Raw genomic sequence first — 16,570 nt, forward strand, 5'->3', positions numbered from 1 at the left:
TGCATATGCCGATGGTTCACGAAGATCAGGACCGTCATAAAGGGTTTACCCGTAGAGTATTGATGCTGACTTGTGGCAAGGCAGCGCTACTTTCTGCGTTGGTTGGTCGTATGTATTATCTTCAAGTCGTTGAAGCTGAGAAATATACGACACTTGCAGAGGACAATAGAATAAACCTAAGGCTGCTCCCGCCTCGGCGTGGAAAAATCCTAGATCGCTTTGGTCTAGAGCTTGCAAATAATCAGCAAAATTTTCGCGTAGTTGTCGTTCGCGAACAAACGCCTGATCTTACGGTTACTTTAGATGCCCTATCAAAATTAATTCACCTATCCGAACATGACTACAAGCGTATTTTGCGCGATGTTAAGCGAAAAAGGGCTTTTGTCCCTGTTACTGTCAAAGACAATCTACGTTGGGACCAAGTCAGTAGTATCGAAGTGAATTCAGCAGACTTGCCGGGGGCAAGTATTGAGGTTGGAGAGACCCGTTTTTACCCCTATGGTGCTGATATGTCTCATGTCCTTGGATATGTCTCATCTGTTTCGGAACGTGAATTAACTGGTGATCCTCTTCTTGAACTACCTGGTTTTAGGATCGGTAAAAGTGGTGTTGAAAAATACCATGATAGCGATATGAGAGGGAAGGCCGGGACCAGTGAATTTGAGGTGAATGCTTATGGCCGCGTGATCCGGGAGCTATCCCGCAATGAAGGCGGAAGCGGCCGCGAAATGATCCTCACTGTTGATGCGGGACTTCAAACCTTTGTTCAGCAGCGCCTAATGAGTGAGCAATCAGCTGCAAGTGTCGTGATCGATATTGAGAATGGCGATGTCCTTGCGATGGGGTCTGTTCCTTCCTACGATCCAAGCGCTTTTAATCTGGGGTTGAGCAACAAGCAGTGGAATGGGTTGATCAACAACCCGCTTACACCCCTGACCAATAAAGCAATTGCCGGGACTTACGCCCCAGGATCAACTTTCAAAATGATCGTTGCGTTGGCGGCAATGAAAGAAGGCATCGGAGCGCATAGTCATCCTGTTTATTGCCCAGGGTTTATGAAACTCGGTAACGCGCGTTTTCACTGTTGGAAGCGCGGGGGGCATGGGACTGTTAATATGATCGAGGGTCTGCAGCACTCCTGTGATGTGTTTTTTTATGACGTTGCTCGAAGGGTCGGTGTCGATAAAATTGCAGAAATGGCAAATAAATTTGGTCTCGGGCATAAAGTCGGGATTGATTTGCCTGGTGAACGTTCGGGCGTTATTCCGACCAAAGCCTGGAAACTTGCGAATATTGGAGAGCCCTGGCAGGGAGGCGAAACGCTTGTTACTTCTATTGGGCAAGGTTTCGTGCTTACAACACCGTTACAGCTGGCAGTTATGGTGGCCCGTATTGCTTCCGGGGGGAAAAAAGTGATGCCGAGGTTAACCCGAGGCTATAGGGAAGATGGAAAATCAGTTGCTTATGGGGTTGATGCTTTTGAAGATCTGGGTATCCCCCAAGAGCATATGCGCATGATCCATCAAGGTATGGATGCTGTTTCGAATAACCCTCGGGGAACGGCCTATAAGTATCGTCTAAAAGAAGAAGGATGGGAGCTTGCCGGGAAAACGGGGACGGCACAGGTGAGAAGAATTACCTTAGCTGAACGTCAGGCCGGTGTGTTTAAGAATGAAGACCTGCCGTGGAGAAGAAGAGACCACGGATTGTTCGTCGCCTATGCTCCTGTGCACAATCCCCGATATGCTTGTGCCGTTATTGTTGAGCATGGAGGGGGCTCAAAAAGTGCAGCCCCTATAGCACGAGATATCTTACGGGAGACCCAACGGCGAGATCCCGCTCGAGCTGCGGCGATTTCCTTTGGAACCGAAATTAAAGTGAATGACGTCGCGGGGGATTCTTAAATGAACCAGCGGGTACAATATTTAGGCCGGCACAATCCTGAAATCACCCTGGGGCAAAAAATTTGGCAGTTGAACTGGGGCATGATCCTTCTCATTTGCATGATCGCTGCCATAGGGTTGGGTATGTTGTACTCGGCTGCAAATGAGAACTTTGATCCCTGGGCCTCAAGACAAGCAATCAGATTTGGTGTTGGTTTTGTTGTTATGCTTGTGGTTGCCCTGATTGATATCAGGATATGGTTTCGCTTCAGTTATATTTTCTATCTAGGAGCCCTTATCCTACTTGTTGGGGTTGAGGTCATGGGCAGCATTGGGATGGGAGCCCAGCGCTGGATTGATTTGAAATTCATTCAACTCCAACCCTCCGAGTTAATGAAGATTGCAATTGTCTTTGCTTTAGCCAGGTATTTTCACGGTGTTTCCCAGGAAGATATTGGGCGCGTCGCCTTTTTGTTGGTTCCTCTTGTAATGGTATTGGCTCCTTCCGTTTTGGTCTTGCGCCAACCGGATCTAGGCACCACGGGGATGCTCGTTATGGCATCTGGAGCAGTGTTTTTCTGTGCTGGGGTAAGACTTTGGAAGTTTGCTGTCGTCATGGCTGCGGGACTCGCAGCGATCCCGATTGGTTGGCAATTTCTACATACTTATCAAAAAAACCGGGTTTTGATTTTTCTTAATCCGGAGCAAGACCCCTTGGGGACTGGCTACCATATCCTTCAGTCCAAAATTGCTTTTGGATCCGGAGGCGTTTTCGGGAAGGGTTTTGGTCAAGGTTCTCAAAGCCATTTGAACTTTTTACCAGAAAAGCAAACCGACTTCATTTTTACAATGTTAGCTGAAGAATTCGGTATGGTCGGTGGATTGGTCTTACTGGGGCTTTATATCCTGCTGATGGTGTATGGCCTTGCAATATCGCTGAGATCACGTAATCAATTTGGACGGCTATTGGCGATTGGGCTTACCTTTAATCTTTTTCTCTATGTGTTTATCAACATTGCCATGATCATGGGGTTGGTACCTGTCGTTGGTGTTCCCTTGCCACTGATTTCATATGGAGGCACCGTTATGTTGACTGTGATGATCGGATTGGGGCTGGTAATGTCAGTTTGGCTTCATAGGGATATTAAGATATCACGCCATGGAGTTCATGATGAGTAGGTCTAATATCCCCTAGAGGGACTATGTATCTCGGTTAGAGGCACCAATAGCTGTAATGTTGTGCGAATTGCCTCTTTCTCCACATGCCTTTCATATCAGCGATAAGACCACTTGGTTTAACAAGTTGCTCAATGCTGGCGCTGGTCAGGTTGAGATAGCCTTGGTGAGGAACTGCGCCGATGATACAGTCGTATGGATCTTCGGTTTCTAAAGATGGCTTAAGGCTGATATTGAAGAATTGATCTGCTTCTTTGGGGTCGGCCATGGGGTCGTGAACGTCGACAATATGTCCTAAAGCTTCAAAATCGGTAATAATATCGGTAATTTTGGTGTTGCGTAGATCAGGTACATCCTCCTTAAAGGTCAGGCCTAAAATGAGTGTCCGAGGTCTAGAGATCTCTGGATTTTTCGCTTTTAAGGACTGGTGAATAGCTGTGCTGACGGCGCTACTCATAGACTCATTTGTTGACCTGCCAGATAAAATAACCTTTGGATCATGCCCAAAAGATTTAGCGCAGTGAGCTAGATAGTATGGATCTACACCAATACAATGACCTCCGACGAGACCTGGTTGGAAGTTAAGGAAATTCCATTTGGTCCCTGCTGCTTCGAGCACGTCATAAACTGAGATGCCAAGTTTTTGGAATATGATGGAAATTTCATTTACAAAGGCAATGTTTATATCCCTTTGTGCATTCTCAATAACTTTGGCCGCTTCGGCTGTTTTGATGTCTTTGGCGACGAAAATTTTGTCGCCATTCATAGAGCCATAAACATTTGATAGCATTTCTGAAACTGCCACGGTTTGACCAGCGACAACCTTCGTAATCGCGTCGACAGTGTGTTCGCGATCTCCTGGATTGATTCGTTCCGGTGAGTAGCCAAGGAAGAAATCTTTTCCACATTTTAACCCAGAGCATTTTTCCAGTATTGGGCCGCAAATATCTTCTGTAACGCCGGGGTAAACGGTGCTTTCATAAACAACAATATTCCCTGTCTCAATGATCTTACCAATCATGTCTGAGGCTTTGCGGATCGGTGTTAAATCCGGGGTGTTGTTTTCATCAACGGGAGTTGGGACCGTTATAATATGAATATTATGCCCGATGAGTTCATTTACGTCAGAGGTAAGATGAAGAGTCGAATTTCTTAATTCTGGCGATGTAACTTCACCAGTCTTATCGTAACCTTCTTGGAGTTCCTTAATCCGATTTATGTGGATATCAAAACCAGTTACTTTGAAATATTTAGCCAAATGTACTGCAAGAGGGAGACCTACATAGCCTAGGCCTATAATCGTAATACTTGGTTTCTCTGCCATAAAATCATCTGCTTTTCAAAGTTGATTTATTTCTTTTAGGTGATGATTGAATCCTATGCAAATTGATTTCGAATACTGGAATTTTACGAAAGTACGTTATCACTATAAATCTTTATGTTTGAGGGAAACTTGACACTTTATTTACCATTTTGGTGCACCTTAAAATTTAACGTATTCTGTATTTAATCAAAAGGTTGCCTCATGGCTGAGTACACAGGTATAGAGCGCCGTCTTGTTTTTCGTCTGCTCGATTATTGGGAGGGATTAAAAGATGGACGGAAAATGCCAAGCCTGCATGACATTCAGGCGTCTGACCTTGGTGATGACTGGGACTGGTGTTTTTTGATTTCTCTGGGGGAAGAGGGGGAGAGCGCTGTATTCACTCATGTCGGGTCTCTAATATACCCACCGGTAAGGGGGCTTCTTATTGGAACAGAAGTTTCTGCCTGTCCTGATCAAACGCTTATAAAGCAGGCAACAACATTTATGTCTCGTGTTTTCGATCTTGGTGTTCCCGTCAGTATTGGTGGTGAGTGCGAAGATGGAGGAGATGACCTACTTTATCGCAGTACCTTGATGCCTCTATCCTCCGACGATGTATATATTGATGCCCTATTTGGAGGGGCAAATTGTCGTAAGGTTACCAACTGATAACAACAAGGCTAAGAAGCTAGATGTCGCAGGCAGTTTCATTCGAAGTAGATACTTATCAAAATAAAAGATGGGTACTAGAGTGCGTTCTTGATGATAAGGATATGGCACTATCTACTGCAAAGCGGCTGTATGATAGTCAGCGGTTTTCTGCGGTTCGTGTCGTACAAGAAACCTATGACGAAGCGAGTAACTCAAGCCGCGAGCGCGTTATATTTGAGACGACTGTGGCTGATCGGGATAACAGGGCTTTACATCAGAAAAAAGCCGCGCAGTTAAAAAAAGAGATACTGGATCGCTCTGAAAGGCGGCCTCTACGTAAAAGGCCAAAAAAAGAGGAGCCGAAAAAGGGGCCTAGCATTTGGGTGATGGCATTGTGGTTTTTAGCGATTCTTGCGGTTGGAACCAGTGCCCTGGTGTATCTTCGAAGCCTGTAGAAAATTAGACGTCGAGCCTGATCAGAAGTGTTGTTCAACTTGGTTGAATTGACTAATGGGTAAAGAGCAAACTAACTCTAGCGTTAGTTTGCTCTTTACCATTTCATTTAGTTGTCTTTACCTAACCAAGATTACTCCCACTTGATTGTGTATTCCTCAGGATTTGGGCGCTTACGTTCTTTTACATCGCGCTCAACACTTCCTATATAAAGGAAGCCTACAATATCCATATTGTCTTTGAGCCCAAGGCCTTCTTTAACTGTAGGATCATAGGCAGCGTTCCCCGTTAGCCAAATGGCGCCATAATCACGCTCATGAGCCGCCAGAAGTATGTTCTGTGCTGCAGCACCCGCTGAGAGAACTCTCTCGTTTTGGGGGACGCCTGGCTTTTCATCCGTCATAACGGAGCAAACGACAATAACAAGGGGGGCCAGCTTGGGACGGCTTCCCTCTTTTTCTAATTGCTCTTGTGTGGCCTCAGGACTTCGCTTTTTTAATGCGTCGACAAAAAGGTCTGAGAGTTTATTGCGGGCTTCACCTTCAATAACAATGAACCGCCAAGGGCGTAACCACCCATGGTCCGGAGCGGTAACCGCGGCTTGCAGCATAAAGTTGATGTCTTCTTTAGACGGGGCAGGCTCGACCATCCATTGAGTGACAATAGATTTGCGGGACAAAAGAAACGACAAGTTATTCTCCTAAAAGGGTTTCATATCCTCATAATTCAAATTGGACTTAACTTCACCTGTTTTCTATTCGGCTTAATCCAAAGATGTAAAATTTTAGTACATTAATCTATTTGCAATCAATTATCATTTACACTATGTAATAGGGGCGGATGAAAATCATTCTCAGCGGCGAGAGAGAAATGTACGTTTGTATTTGTAATGGCTTTACTGAAAAAGATGTTAAGAACGCTGTCGGGCTCGGTGCCTCTTCAGTAGCTGGCGTCTATAAGTCTATGGACTGTTCTCCACAGTGCGGAAAATGTGGCTGCGACATCAAGGATATGCTTGATGAAGAAAAAAGCTTGTCCGCTCATTTTGGTAGCATGAAACACCTTGCTGCAGAGTAAATGCTCTCCCCTCCCTTAGGCGAGATATTTCTTGATATTTGATATTTAGCTTCGCCTTTTTTGTGCGATTACGTCTTTGGTTTGAGATAGAATATCTTTCAATTTCTCTGGCTTCTTTCCAAAATTATTCTAAAAATTACTGTAAGCTCAAGTCTTGAAGGCTTAAATTGCTATTCAAGAAAAAGCCGCAGATACTTAATTGTTATCTTGCGGGGGCATAATAGTTGCTGTCATCGAGACATCCTAATAAGGTTAGGTGAATTAAGCCTGAGCCCTGTTTGTGGGTAGGGGATGGCTGTGAATAAACGTATCAGTGAGGGGTTATGAAAAACGTACAGTTGAACGCGACATATTTGAAAGATTATGTGGCGCCATCTTTTTGGGTAAATCATGTTGATCTGGACTTTGTCCTTGAACCTAAAAAGACAATCGTAACCTCTTGGTTGAAACTGGACAGCAACCCTGTTGTTGATGGGCCGTTAAAATTAGACGGTGATGAATTAAGACTTATCTCTTTAAAAGTTGATGACCGGATTCTCTCAAAATCAGACTATGAGTTAGATGACAGTTCCCTCACGATTGATGGATTACCAGATAGCTGTGTTCTCGAGGTTAAAACGGAAATTGATCCTGAATTAAATACTAAACTTGAAGGACTTTACCTGTCTGGCGGAAACTTTTGCACACAGTGTGAGGCAGAAGGCTTTCGAAGAATAACGTACTATCCTGACCGTCCTGATGTAATGGCAACTTATACAGTTACTATGCATGCAGATAGAAAAAGCTATCCAGTACTACTTTCGAATGGTAACCGCATTGATGAAGGCATTGGAGACGACGGAAAGCATTGGGCTCGTTGGCATGATCCTTTTCCGAAACCTTGTTATCTCTTTGCCTTGGTAGCTGGGGATCTCGCCTGTTATGACGATAATTATGTCACATGTTCCGGGCAGGATGTGGCTCTAAAGATCTTTGTAGAACACGGTAACGAAGATAAATGTGCCTATGCAATGGATGCATTGAAAAGGTCGATGCGTTGGGATGAAGAACGCTTTGGCCTCGAATACGATCTGAATATTTTTAATATCGTTGCCGTTAGTGATTTCAATATGGGCGCGATGGAAAACAAAAGCCTTAATATCTTTAACTCAAAGTGCGTCCTCGCCAGTTCTGATACTGCGACGGATCTGGAGTTCGAACGTATTGAAGCCATAGTTGCTCACGAATACTTCCATAACTGGACGGGAAACCGTATTACCTGCAGAGACTGGTTCCAGTTGAGCCTTAAAGAAGGCCTTACTGTATATCGGGATCAGGAGTTTTCGTCTGACATGCGTTCGGCTCCAGTAAAACGTATTCAGGATGTTCGAACTCTGCGCGCGCGGCAATTCCCAGAAGATGCGGGCCCCTTATCTCATCCTATTCGCCCGGAAACCTATATCGAGATCAATAATTTTTATACGGCTACGATCTATGAAAAAGGCGCAGAAGTCATCCGTATGATGCAGGAAATTCTTGGTCGTGATGGGTTTAGAAAGGGCGTGGACCTTTATTTTGAACGGCACGATAATCAGGCTGTGACATGTGAAGACTTTGTCTTGGCCATGGAAGATGCCAACGGTGTTGATCTCAAGCATTTCCGGCTTTGGTACAGCCAGGCGGGAACTCCTGAGGTTGATGTTACCTGGTTGTATGATGAAGTGGGTAAAAGTTTTACGTTAAATCTGTCGCAGTATACACCTGTCGCTCATGGGCAGGAAGAAAAGCATCCATTGCACATTCCAATTACAATTGGCCTGATTGGTGAGGATGGTAAAGACCTTCCTTTGTTCCTGGAAGGTGAAGTTGGGGATCAAGGGGAAACAAGTAAAACCTTACGTTTTGATCAAGAACATCAGTCGTTCACTTTTACTTCCATTGATAAGTGCCCTGTGCCCTCTATTAATCGCAACTTTTCAGCACCGATAAAATTACGTGCTCCTTACAGTGACGACGATCTCCGGTTTCTTATGGGGAATGACAATGATGCTTTTAGTCGTTGGGATGCCTCTCAGAATAATGCCACACGCATGATTCTGAGTATGGTGAAAACCATTCAAGAAGGTGGGGAGCTTGAATACGATTCTCGTTATGCACAGGCTCTGGCCCTAAATATAGCTGACAAAACATTAGATCCTGCATTTCTCGCTCAAATCCTTACTTTGCCGTCGATAGATTATGTTGCAGAGCAAATGCAGGTCGCTGATTTTGCCGCGGTTGATCAAGCCAGAGATTTTTTAAAGGCTGGAATTGCACGTCACCTCTATGAGCAATTCTTGGAGCTTTATCTCAGTGGTAAGGAAAACGTAGCCTACAGTCCTGATGCTGTATCCGCCGGGAAACGGGCAATTAAAAATGTGGCACTTGGATACCTTAGTGCCATTGAGAATGATACCAAGTGTCTGGAACTTGTTGTTGGTCAGTATGAAGTATCAGACAATATGACTGATCGCATGGCTGCCTTAGCCCTTCTTACCGATATTGAGGGGGCGGTCAGTGAGACGGCGCTCAATTCCTTCGAACAGCGTTACTCACAAGATGTACTGGTTATGGATAAATGGTTCTCAGTGCAAGCAACTTCGAAAGTTCCAAATGCATTGGATCAGGTAAAAAAGCTTCTGGATCATCCTGCATTTTCGTATAGGAATCCAAATAAGGTTCGAGCATTAATCGGTGCTTTCTGTGGCGGGAACCCAGCAAAATTCCATGCCGACAATGGTGAGGGTTACCGGTTCCTTGCTGATAGTATCATCCTTTTGAACGGTATAAATCCTCAGGTGGCTTCAAGGTTGCTCTCTCCTCTCGGTGGGTGGAGACGTATGGATGACAATCACCAGAAAATGATGAAGGCAGAGCTACAGAGAATTCTGGACACGGAAAATCTGTCTAAGGATGTCTTTGAGGTCGCTTCAAAGTCGCTTGCTAAGTAATTTTTATTGAGCAGTGAAGCTCGTTATCTGTTCAATTTCATGACGAGGCCCGCCGTTAGGCGGGTTTTGTCACTTTATGAGAACCTTGCGACAGTCACCAAGCCGGTCTTGCCAGCCAAGGGTGACGAGTTCTGGCGTGTCTTTTTCTTCTTCCGGATACCCAATGCAGCAATAGGCCACCAGAGCCCATTCTTCGGGGACTTCCAATGTTTCCTTAACGGCTTCGGCATCGATAATTGATACCCAACCAAGACCAACCCCTTTAGCGCGGGCAGCAAGCCAGAGGGTGTGCACAGATAAAACAGCGGAATAGCGGAGCATCTCAGGCATGGATTGGTGACCGAGGCCGTGGCCTTGCTCTGTTTCTTCATGAGCAAAAACAGCAAGCTGTACAGGTGCTTTGTCCATTCCTGAAAGCTTTAAGTTGGCGTAGAGTTGTGCTCGTTCGCCATTGTAGCCTTGTAAGGCTTCTTCGTTTGTCTTTTCGAAATTGTCTCGTATGGCTTTTCGGTTTTCTACGCTTTCAACCAAAACATATCGCCAGGGTTGGCTATTTCCAACCGATGGGGCTAGGCAAGCGAGGTCGAGTAGCTCGTCCAGGGTGCCTTCGGGTAAAGGGTCGGTTTTGAAGCTGCGGACATCACGTCGCCATTCCAGAAGTTCCGTCAGTTTATTGCAGAAATTATCATTGAAATCGGGAGACTCTGATTTTGTCATTACTCTTGATGCCACTTGCCATTACTTGTTTTCTTTTGAATTTGCATGGAAAGCACAGTGCTGTCGATTGTTTTTTGATAATTGGCTTGCATGAAGCTGTGAACGAAGGGAAAACTTCTGTAGCAAATTGGCACTCTGTCTTTGGAAGATCTCATCATGCCAGAATTACCGGGTTCACTATCTCATCGCTTTGTCCTAGGTGGCGCACGTTCTGGCAAAAGTAGCTATGCGGAGCAACTTGTCGAAAACCAGTCGGGTGACTGTCTTTATGTTGCTACAGCAACTGTGTGGGATGCCGAGATGGAAGACAGAATTGACGAACATCGCAGTCGTCGTGGCGGTAGGTGGACGACCTATGAAGAGCCCCTTGAACTGGTTCGATGCTTAAAAAATATCGCCCGGCCAGATGCGACTATTTTGGTGGATTGTCTCACACTTTGGGTGACAAACTTAATGATGGAGGGGCGGGATCCTGACGTGGAGGGTGCACAATTAGTCGCGTCTTTAACGGAACTGGATAGCCCGGTCGTGCTAGTTTCCAATGAAGTTGGACTGGGAATCGTCCCCATGGATAAAATGTCCAGAGATTTTCGGGATTATGCAGGGCGCTTACATCAGCGACTTGCGGCGGTTGTCCCGTCCGTCACATTTATGGTTTCCGGATTGCCGATGCAGGTTAAGCCCTCGCTTGTACAATCTAAGTAATTTCGATAACGCAGGATTTAAATCACAATGTCTCAAGTCAAAAAAATTCCAGCAACAGTGATCACAGGGTTTCTCGGTGCTGGTAAAACAAGCACAATTCAACACCTTTTGAAAAATGCAGAAGGTAAGAAGCTTGCCTTAATCATTAATGAGTTCGGTGATCTTGGCGTTGATAGTGATATTGTTAAAGGCTGTGGTATTGAAGGCTGTAATGACGACGATGTCCTTGAACTCGCAAACGGGTGTATCTGTTGTACGGTTGCAGATGATTTCGTTCCAACCATGGAAAAGCTGTTAAACCGCGAAACACCCCCAGATCATATTATAATCGAGACATCAGGTCTGGCATTGCCGAAACCTTTGGTAAAGGCCTTCAATTGGCCTGAAATCCGTACCCGCGTTACGGTCGATGGTGTGATCACTCTGGTTGATGGCCGTGCGGTTGCCGACGGCTTGTTTGCATCCAACCCCGAAATCATTGAACAGCATCGCCAGGCCGATGAAAATCTGGATCACGAAAGTCCTCTTGAAGAACTTTTTGAAGAACAGCTTGCTTGTGCAGATATGGTGGTGATCAATAAGACTGATCTTCTCGAAGAAGGCGACATGGATACGGTCTTGGCCGCTATTCGCAAGGAAATCCGACCTCAGGTGAAAATCGTCAAGATTGCTCACGGCGAAATCAGTGCTTCAATTTTGTTGGGCCTGGAATCTGCTGCTGAGGATGATCTGGATTCTCGTCATTCTCACCACGATGATGGTCATGAACATGACCACGATGATTTTGAGAGTTTCGCAGTAGAGCTGGGTGAGATAGCTGATCCTGACGCTTTGGTCGCTAAATTGCTCCCAATCGTTGCGGAACACGACATTTTACGAGTTAAAGGTTTTGCGGCTGTGGCTGACAAAGACATGCGCTTGGTTATCCAAGGGGTCGGAAGTCGTTTCCAGCATTACTTTGATCAGGAATGGTCCGAAGATGCAGTGCGTAAAACACGTCTCGTGGTGATTGGTGATCACGATATGGATGAAGCGGCAATCCGGGCTGCGATCACTGCTTAATAAAACGAATGGTTTAGGCCGGTAGTCTCTGGCTATCGGCCTAAATAATATTTTAGAGTCAGAGTTTAAAAAGGCCACCTTATGCATCTGTTACAAGCACAACCGGGTGCAATCGCTGATGGCTCAGAAGCCATTGATCTTGGGCAAACGCCTGGTGATGTCGTTATTGTTTCTGCAGCGGATACTGAACTTGCCAGCTTAGTGCAGGCCAGGCAGGTCATCGGTGACAAATATCCAAGTTTGCGTTTGGCAAATTTGATGCAGTTGTCGCACAACATGTCTGTTGATCTCTACATCGATGATATTATCTCTGAGGCTAAGATTGTGGTCGCCAGAATTCTCGGGGGCGCTGGATATTGGCCCTACGGTGTTGAGCAACTCAGGGCGGTATGTAAGCAAAAGAATATCCCTTTGGTTTTGTTGCCCGGGGATGATCAACCTGATGCCGAGCTCGCAGCTCACTCTTCTGTGTCGCAAGACGTTTATCACCGAGTTTGGCAGTACTTCATTCATGGTGGCCCTGATAACTCTCGGAATTTACTTTGCTATGTTTCTTCGCTGATTGAACAGAAATTCGAATGGGTTGAGCCAAAGCCACTCCTGCGTTCAGGAATTTATTGGCCAGGCCTGGATAACCCAAATTTGGAAGAGCTTAAAGAGGAGTGGATAGAAGGGGCGCCAGTAGCCGCTATTGTCTTTTACCGTGCGCTTCTTCAGGCAGCTAACCTGGCGCCTGTAGATGCTCTTGTAAAATCTTTACAGGCTAAGGGCATAAATCCGCTTCCTCTCTATTGTGCTTCCTTAAAAGAACCTGTTTCTGCAGGAATAGTCAGCACGCTTCTCTCTGATGCAGATACAGGTGTCATTCTTAATGCCACAGGCTTTGCGATTTCCACACCGGGAGCTGCGCGAAAAGAAACGCCCTTTGACGTTGTTGATGCTCCTATCCTTCAGGTGATTTTCTCAGGCGGTAACGAGGCCGGGTGGCGCGAGGGCTTAAACGGTCTTTCCGCAAGAGATATTGCTATGAACGTTGCACTTCCTGAGGTGGACGGCCGTATCCTCTCCCGAGCAGTTTCGTTTAAATCTGAGGCCCTTTATGATGAGGTTACCCAGAGCTCTGTTGTAAGTTATCAGGAAGTATCGGACCGGATCGATTTTGTTGCTGATCTTGCCACAAGTTGGTTGAAGTTACGCAATACTAAAGCTTCAGACCGTAAGGTTGCCTTGATCATGGCGAACTATCCCAACCGGGATGGTCGCATGGGCAATGGCGTTGGCTTGGACACGCCAGCGGGAACCATCCAGGTGCTCAAGGCTATGGACCGGGAAGGGTATGATGTTCACGATATCCCTGAAGATGGGAATGCATTAGTCGAGCGCATGGCTGAAGGGCCAACCAATGCAGCTGTTGATGGGCGTGTTATTCGTTCAACGATCTCTCTCTCGGCCTACAAGGTGTTTTGGGATGGATTGCCATTAGCGGTTAAGCAATCTATCGAAGATCGTTGGGGCGCACCGGAAATTGATCCGTTTTTCATGCCGGAACAAGCAGCCTTTGCTGTCTCTGCATTTCACTGCGGAAAGATCATCATCGGCTTGCAGCCTGCTCGTGGGTATAACATTAATCCTGTGGAAACCTACCACGACCCAGATCTGGTTCCCCCGCATGGATACCTGGCTTTTTATGCCTGGTTGCGGCAGGAAGAAAAAGTCGATGCCATAGTGCATATGGGCAAACACGGAAATATGGAGTGGCTGCCGGGTAAATCTCTGGCTTTGTCAGAAGAATGCATCCCCGAAGCCGTTTTTGGTCCCATGCCGCATCTCTACCCCTTTATTGTAAATGATCCGGGGGAAGGTACGCAGGCAAAAAGGCGATCTCAAGCCGTTATCATTGACCACTTGACCCCACCGCTTACTCGCGCCGAATCTTATGGGCCTCTGGCAGATTTGGAACAGCTTTGTGATGAATATTATGAAGCGGCTGGTGTTGATCCCCGGCGATTAAAAGTATTGCGTGATGAAATCCTCAAGCTAACTGAGCGTATTGGTCTGGATAAGGATTGTGGAATTATTGAAGGGGATGACGAGGACGCAGCACTTTCCAAACTTGATAATTATCTCTGTGAATTAAAAGAGATGCAGATCAGGGATGGTCTACATATCTTTGGCCTCGCGCCCGAAGGACGATTGCTGGATGACTTGCTGGTTGCGCTCACTCGCTTGCCTCGGGGAGAAGGCAAAGGGGGAGACGCTTCTCTCATCCGTTCCCTAGCTAAAGACCTCGGGTTCCCACTCGAGTTTGATCCCTTGGATTGTCGCTTCGGGGATAAGTGGGAAGGTTCTAAGCCTGAGGCTTTGATTGCTGAGGGCAGTTGGAGAACCATGGGAGATACCGTTGAGCGTCTCGAGATCCTGGCTCAAAAACTGGTGTCTGGCGAACGGGAAGTCGATAAGGCGTGGACGGAGACTGCAGCCGTTATTACGGAAATTGATCAGAAAGTTGGTCCTGTTGTTAAGTCTTGCGGCGATGAAGAAATCAAAGGAACGCTGCGCGGTCTCAATGGACAGTTTGTAGAGCCTGGACCTTCGGGGGCACCGACCCGTGGTCGACCGGATGTGCTGCCGACAGGGCGTAATTTTTACTCGGTCGATTCCAGGGTCGTGCCTACACCAGCGGCTTGGACGTTGGGGTGGAAATCCGCAAACCTGATGATCGAACGATATCGTCAGGAAAACGGGGCTTGGCCCAAACGCATGGCGCTTTCCGCTTGGGGAACTTCGAACATGCGGACCGGCGGTGATGATATTGCTCAAGGGCTAGCGCTTATGGGCGTTCAGCCGAAATGGGAGCCAACATCCCGGCGTGTGGTTGGTTTTGAGGTTCTTCCCCTTTCTGTATTGGATCGTCCCCGTGTGGATGTGACCCTCCGGGTTTCTGGTTTTTTCAGGGATGCCTTTCCTGCACAAATTGATCTGTTTGATTCAGCTTCACGTGCCGTCGCCGCGCTTGAAGATGAAACGGAGAAGATGAATCCCCTAGCAGCTCGAGTGAAGTCAGAAAAACAGGAGCTTATTGCAAAAGGTTTGGATGAGAAGGCTGCTTCTCAACGTGCAGGCTATCGTGTTTTTGGATCTAAACCTGGTGCTTATGGTGCTGGTCTGCAGGCCTTGATAGATGAACGGGGCTGGGAAAATGAGGCGGATCTCGCCAAGGCGTATATTGCCTGGGGTGGATACGCTTATGGCAGTGGCAGTGGTGGTGAGGCCGAGCACGGTTTGTTTGAAAGCCGGTTGCGGGATGTCGAAGCTGTGGTTCATAATCAGGATAACCGCGAGCACGATCTGCTTGATTCCGATGATTATTATCAATTTGAAGGCGGTATTACAGCAGCTGTTCGGCATCTATCTGGTGATCAGCCTGTGGTTTATCATAATGATCATTCCCGCCCTGAAAGCCCGCAGATCCGCACATTGAAAGAAGAAATTGCCCGCGTCGTCCGAGCACGAGTTGTAAATCCGAAATGGATCGATGGGGTGCGTCGGCACGGTTACAAAGGGGCATTTGAGATGGCGGCTACAGTCGATTATCTATTTGCCTTTGCAGCGACGGCAAAAGTGGTTGAAGATCATCACTTTGATGCAGTCTATGAAGCCTACCTTGAAGACGAAGATGTCCGAGAATTTTTAGAGCAGAATAACCCTGCGGCATTACGTGAAATGGCCGAACGCCTTATTGAGGCGCAGGATAGAAATATGTGGAAAGCGAGATCCAATTCAGCTCGTGCCAGACTTGAGGAGCTTGCTGCAAGCTAACGCAATATTGAATAATACCTATTGAACATACTACTGGGGAGAAACACGATGAGCGAAGCAGAAAACGAACAAGCCGCCGCAGATTTTGATCGGGCGAATGAAAAATCAAAAAAGCGTAAAGCTGCACGCGAAAAGATGCTGTCGAGCAAGGTTAACGAAAAAGGCCTGATTATTGTTCACACCGGTAAAGGTAAAGGCAAATCAACAGCAGCTTTCGGTCTCGCTACCCGTGCCGTTGGTAACGGCATGAAAATTGGCGTTGTTCAGTTCGTTAAAGGCAAGTGGGAAACCGGGGAAAAGTATGTTCTCGAGAAATTCCCTGATCAAGTGGACATGTATGCTTTGGGCGAAGGTTTTACCTGGGATACTCAGGATCGTGGACGGGACATTGCTGCTGCAGAAAAGGCATGGGAAAAATCAAAAGAGATGATTGATGCCTGCCGCGGAGAAAATCCGAAATACGATATGATTGTACTTGATGAGCTTAACATCACGCTACGTTACGATCACTTGAACCTCGAAGAAGTCATTGATTTCCTAGAAGACAAACCAGAAGATCTGCATATCGTAATCACTGGCCGCAATGCCAAGGAAGAAATGATTGAGATTGCCGATCTCGTCACTGAAATGACATTGGTTAAACATCCATTCCGCGACCAGAATATTAAAGCTCAACGCGGTATTGAGTTTTAAGGTTTTAACGCAGAAAAGTATGATTAAAGGGCGGTTTTTACCGCCCTTTTTGTTATTTG

General features: G+C 46.4%; 13 protein-coding genes. 10 read left to right on the plus strand and 3 right to left on the minus strand.

What is annotated here, in order from left to right; genetic code table 11:
* Positions 1-5: 5 nt before the first annotated feature.
* Together mrdA and rodA are read left to right on the plus strand one after the other, a co-directional pair.
* Positions 6-1,904 (plus strand): penicillin-binding protein 2, encoded by a 1,899-nt coding sequence (gene mrdA, locus ACOGW3_RS00905; RefSeq protein WP_419901228.1) that lies wholly within the window; start codon positions 6-8, stop codon positions 1,902-1,904.
* Positions 1,905-3,062: a rod shape-determining protein RodA gene (gene rodA, locus ACOGW3_RS00910; RefSeq protein ID WP_419901229.1), complete on the plus strand. Its 1,158-nt coding sequence runs from the start codon at positions 1,905-1,907 to the stop codon at positions 3,060-3,062. It begins immediately after the preceding gene.
* A 34-nt stretch (positions 3,063-3,096) separates the two neighbouring features.
* On the opposite strand, the gene ACOGW3_RS00915 is transcribed toward rodA, so the two are convergent.
* Positions 3,097-4,383, minus strand: a complete 1,287-nt coding sequence (locus tag ACOGW3_RS00915) for a nucleotide sugar dehydrogenase (protein WP_419901230.1) — start codon at positions 4,381-4,383, stop codon at positions 3,097-3,099.
* Between the two features lie 201 nt (positions 4,384-4,584).
* Here ACOGW3_RS00915 and ACOGW3_RS00920 point away from each other — a divergent pair, with 201 nt between their 5' ends.
* Both ACOGW3_RS00920 and ACOGW3_RS00925 read left to right on the plus strand, forming a co-directional pair.
* Entirely contained in the window at positions 4,585-5,034 is a 450-nt protein-coding gene (locus tag ACOGW3_RS00920; RefSeq protein ID WP_419901231.1) for a hypothetical protein, read from the plus strand.
* Positions 5,035-5,057: 23 nt separating this feature from the next.
* Positions 5,058-5,471: a hypothetical protein gene (locus ACOGW3_RS00925; RefSeq protein ID WP_419901232.1), complete on the plus strand. Its 414-nt coding sequence runs from the start codon at positions 5,058-5,060 to the stop codon at positions 5,469-5,471.
* Positions 5,472-5,602: 131 nt separating this feature from the next.
* Here ACOGW3_RS00925 and ACOGW3_RS00930 read toward each other — a convergent pair whose 3' ends face one another.
* A complete protein-coding gene (locus tag ACOGW3_RS00930; RefSeq protein ID WP_419901233.1) occupies positions 5,603-6,160 on the minus strand; it encodes a nitroreductase family protein in 558 nt (185 codons plus the stop codon).
* A 149-nt stretch (positions 6,161-6,309) separates the two neighbouring features.
* On the opposite strand from ACOGW3_RS00930, the gene ACOGW3_RS00935 reads away from it, so the two are divergent.
* Positions 6,310-6,546, plus strand: coding sequence for a (2Fe-2S)-binding protein (locus ACOGW3_RS00935; protein WP_419901234.1), 237 nt, complete (start codon positions 6,310-6,312; stop codon positions 6,544-6,546).
* 323 nt (positions 6,547-6,869) lie between these two features.
* Positions 6,870-9,515: an aminopeptidase N gene (pepN, locus tag ACOGW3_RS00940; RefSeq protein WP_419901235.1), complete on the plus strand. Its 2,646-nt coding sequence runs from the start codon at positions 6,870-6,872 to the stop codon at positions 9,513-9,515.
* 69 nt (positions 9,516-9,584) lie between these two features.
* Here pepN and bluB read toward each other — a convergent pair whose 3' ends face one another.
* Positions 9,585-10,232, minus strand: coding sequence for a 5,6-dimethylbenzimidazole synthase (gene bluB, locus ACOGW3_RS00945; RefSeq protein WP_419901236.1), 648 nt, complete (start codon positions 10,230-10,232; stop codon positions 9,585-9,587).
* Between the two features lie 141 nt (positions 10,233-10,373).
* Between bluB and cobU the strand changes: the two genes are divergently transcribed.
* The 4 genes from cobU to cobO all read left to right on the plus strand — a co-directional run bounded on the left by cobU (position 10,374) and on the right by cobO (position 16,511).
* Entirely contained in the window at positions 10,374-10,937 is a 564-nt protein-coding gene (gene cobU, locus ACOGW3_RS00950; RefSeq protein WP_419901237.1) for a bifunctional adenosylcobinamide kinase/adenosylcobinamide-phosphate guanylyltransferase, read from the plus strand.
* Positions 10,938-10,964: 27 nt separating this feature from the next.
* On the plus strand, positions 10,965-11,999 hold the full coding sequence (cobW, locus tag ACOGW3_RS00955; protein ID WP_419901238.1) for a cobalamin biosynthesis protein CobW: 1,035 nt from the start codon (positions 10,965-10,967) through the stop codon (positions 11,997-11,999).
* A gap of 81 nt (positions 12,000-12,080) precedes the next feature.
* Complete coding sequence (gene cobN, locus ACOGW3_RS00960) at positions 12,081-15,818, plus strand: cobaltochelatase subunit CobN (RefSeq protein ID WP_419901239.1); 3,738 nt, start codon at positions 12,081-12,083, stop codon at positions 15,816-15,818.
* 48 nt (positions 15,819-15,866) lie between these two features.
* Positions 15,867-16,511 (plus strand): cob(I)yrinic acid a,c-diamide adenosyltransferase, encoded by a 645-nt coding sequence (gene cobO / locus ACOGW3_RS00965; protein ID WP_419901240.1) that lies wholly within the window; start codon positions 15,867-15,869, stop codon positions 16,509-16,511.
* Positions 16,512-16,570: the final 59 nt, after the last annotated feature.

This window comes from Kiloniella sp. (genome assembly GCF_965205715.1).
GTDB lineage: Bacteria > Pseudomonadota > Alphaproteobacteria > Kiloniellales > Kiloniellaceae > Kiloniella.

Coding starts and splice junctions, on each gene's coding strand:
- cobO (WP_419901240.1), top strand. CDS start 15,867: ATGAGCGAAGCAGAAAACGAACAAGCCGCCGCAGATTTTGATCGGGCG.
- pepN (WP_419901235.1), top strand. CDS start 6,870: ATGAAAAACGTACAGTTGAACGCGACATATTTGAAAGATTATGTGGCG.
- ACOGW3_RS00935 (WP_419901234.1), top strand. CDS start 6,310: ATGAAAATCATTCTCAGCGGCGAGAGAGAAATGTACGTTTGTATTTGT.
- cobW (WP_419901238.1), top strand. CDS start 10,965: ATGTCTCAAGTCAAAAAAATTCCAGCAACAGTGATCACAGGGTTTCTC.
- ACOGW3_RS00925 (WP_419901232.1), top strand. CDS start 5,058: ATGTCGCAGGCAGTTTCATTCGAAGTAGATACTTATCAAAATAAAAGA.
- cobN (WP_419901239.1), top strand. CDS start 12,081: ATGCATCTGTTACAAGCACAACCGGGTGCAATCGCTGATGGCTCAGAA.
- rodA (WP_419901229.1), top strand. CDS start 1,905: ATGAACCAGCGGGTACAATATTTAGGCCGGCACAATCCTGAAATCACC.
- ACOGW3_RS00915 (WP_419901230.1), bottom strand. CDS start 4,383: ATGGCAGAGAAACCAAGTATTACGATTATAGGCCTAGGCTATGTAGGT.
- bluB (WP_419901236.1), bottom strand. CDS start 10,232: ATGACAAAATCAGAGTCTCCCGATTTCAATGATAATTTCTGCAATAAA.
- mrdA (WP_419901228.1), top strand. CDS start 6: ATGCCGATGGTTCACGAAGATCAGGACCGTCATAAAGGGTTTACCCGT.
- ACOGW3_RS00920 (WP_419901231.1), top strand. CDS start 4,585: ATGGCTGAGTACACAGGTATAGAGCGCCGTCTTGTTTTTCGTCTGCTC.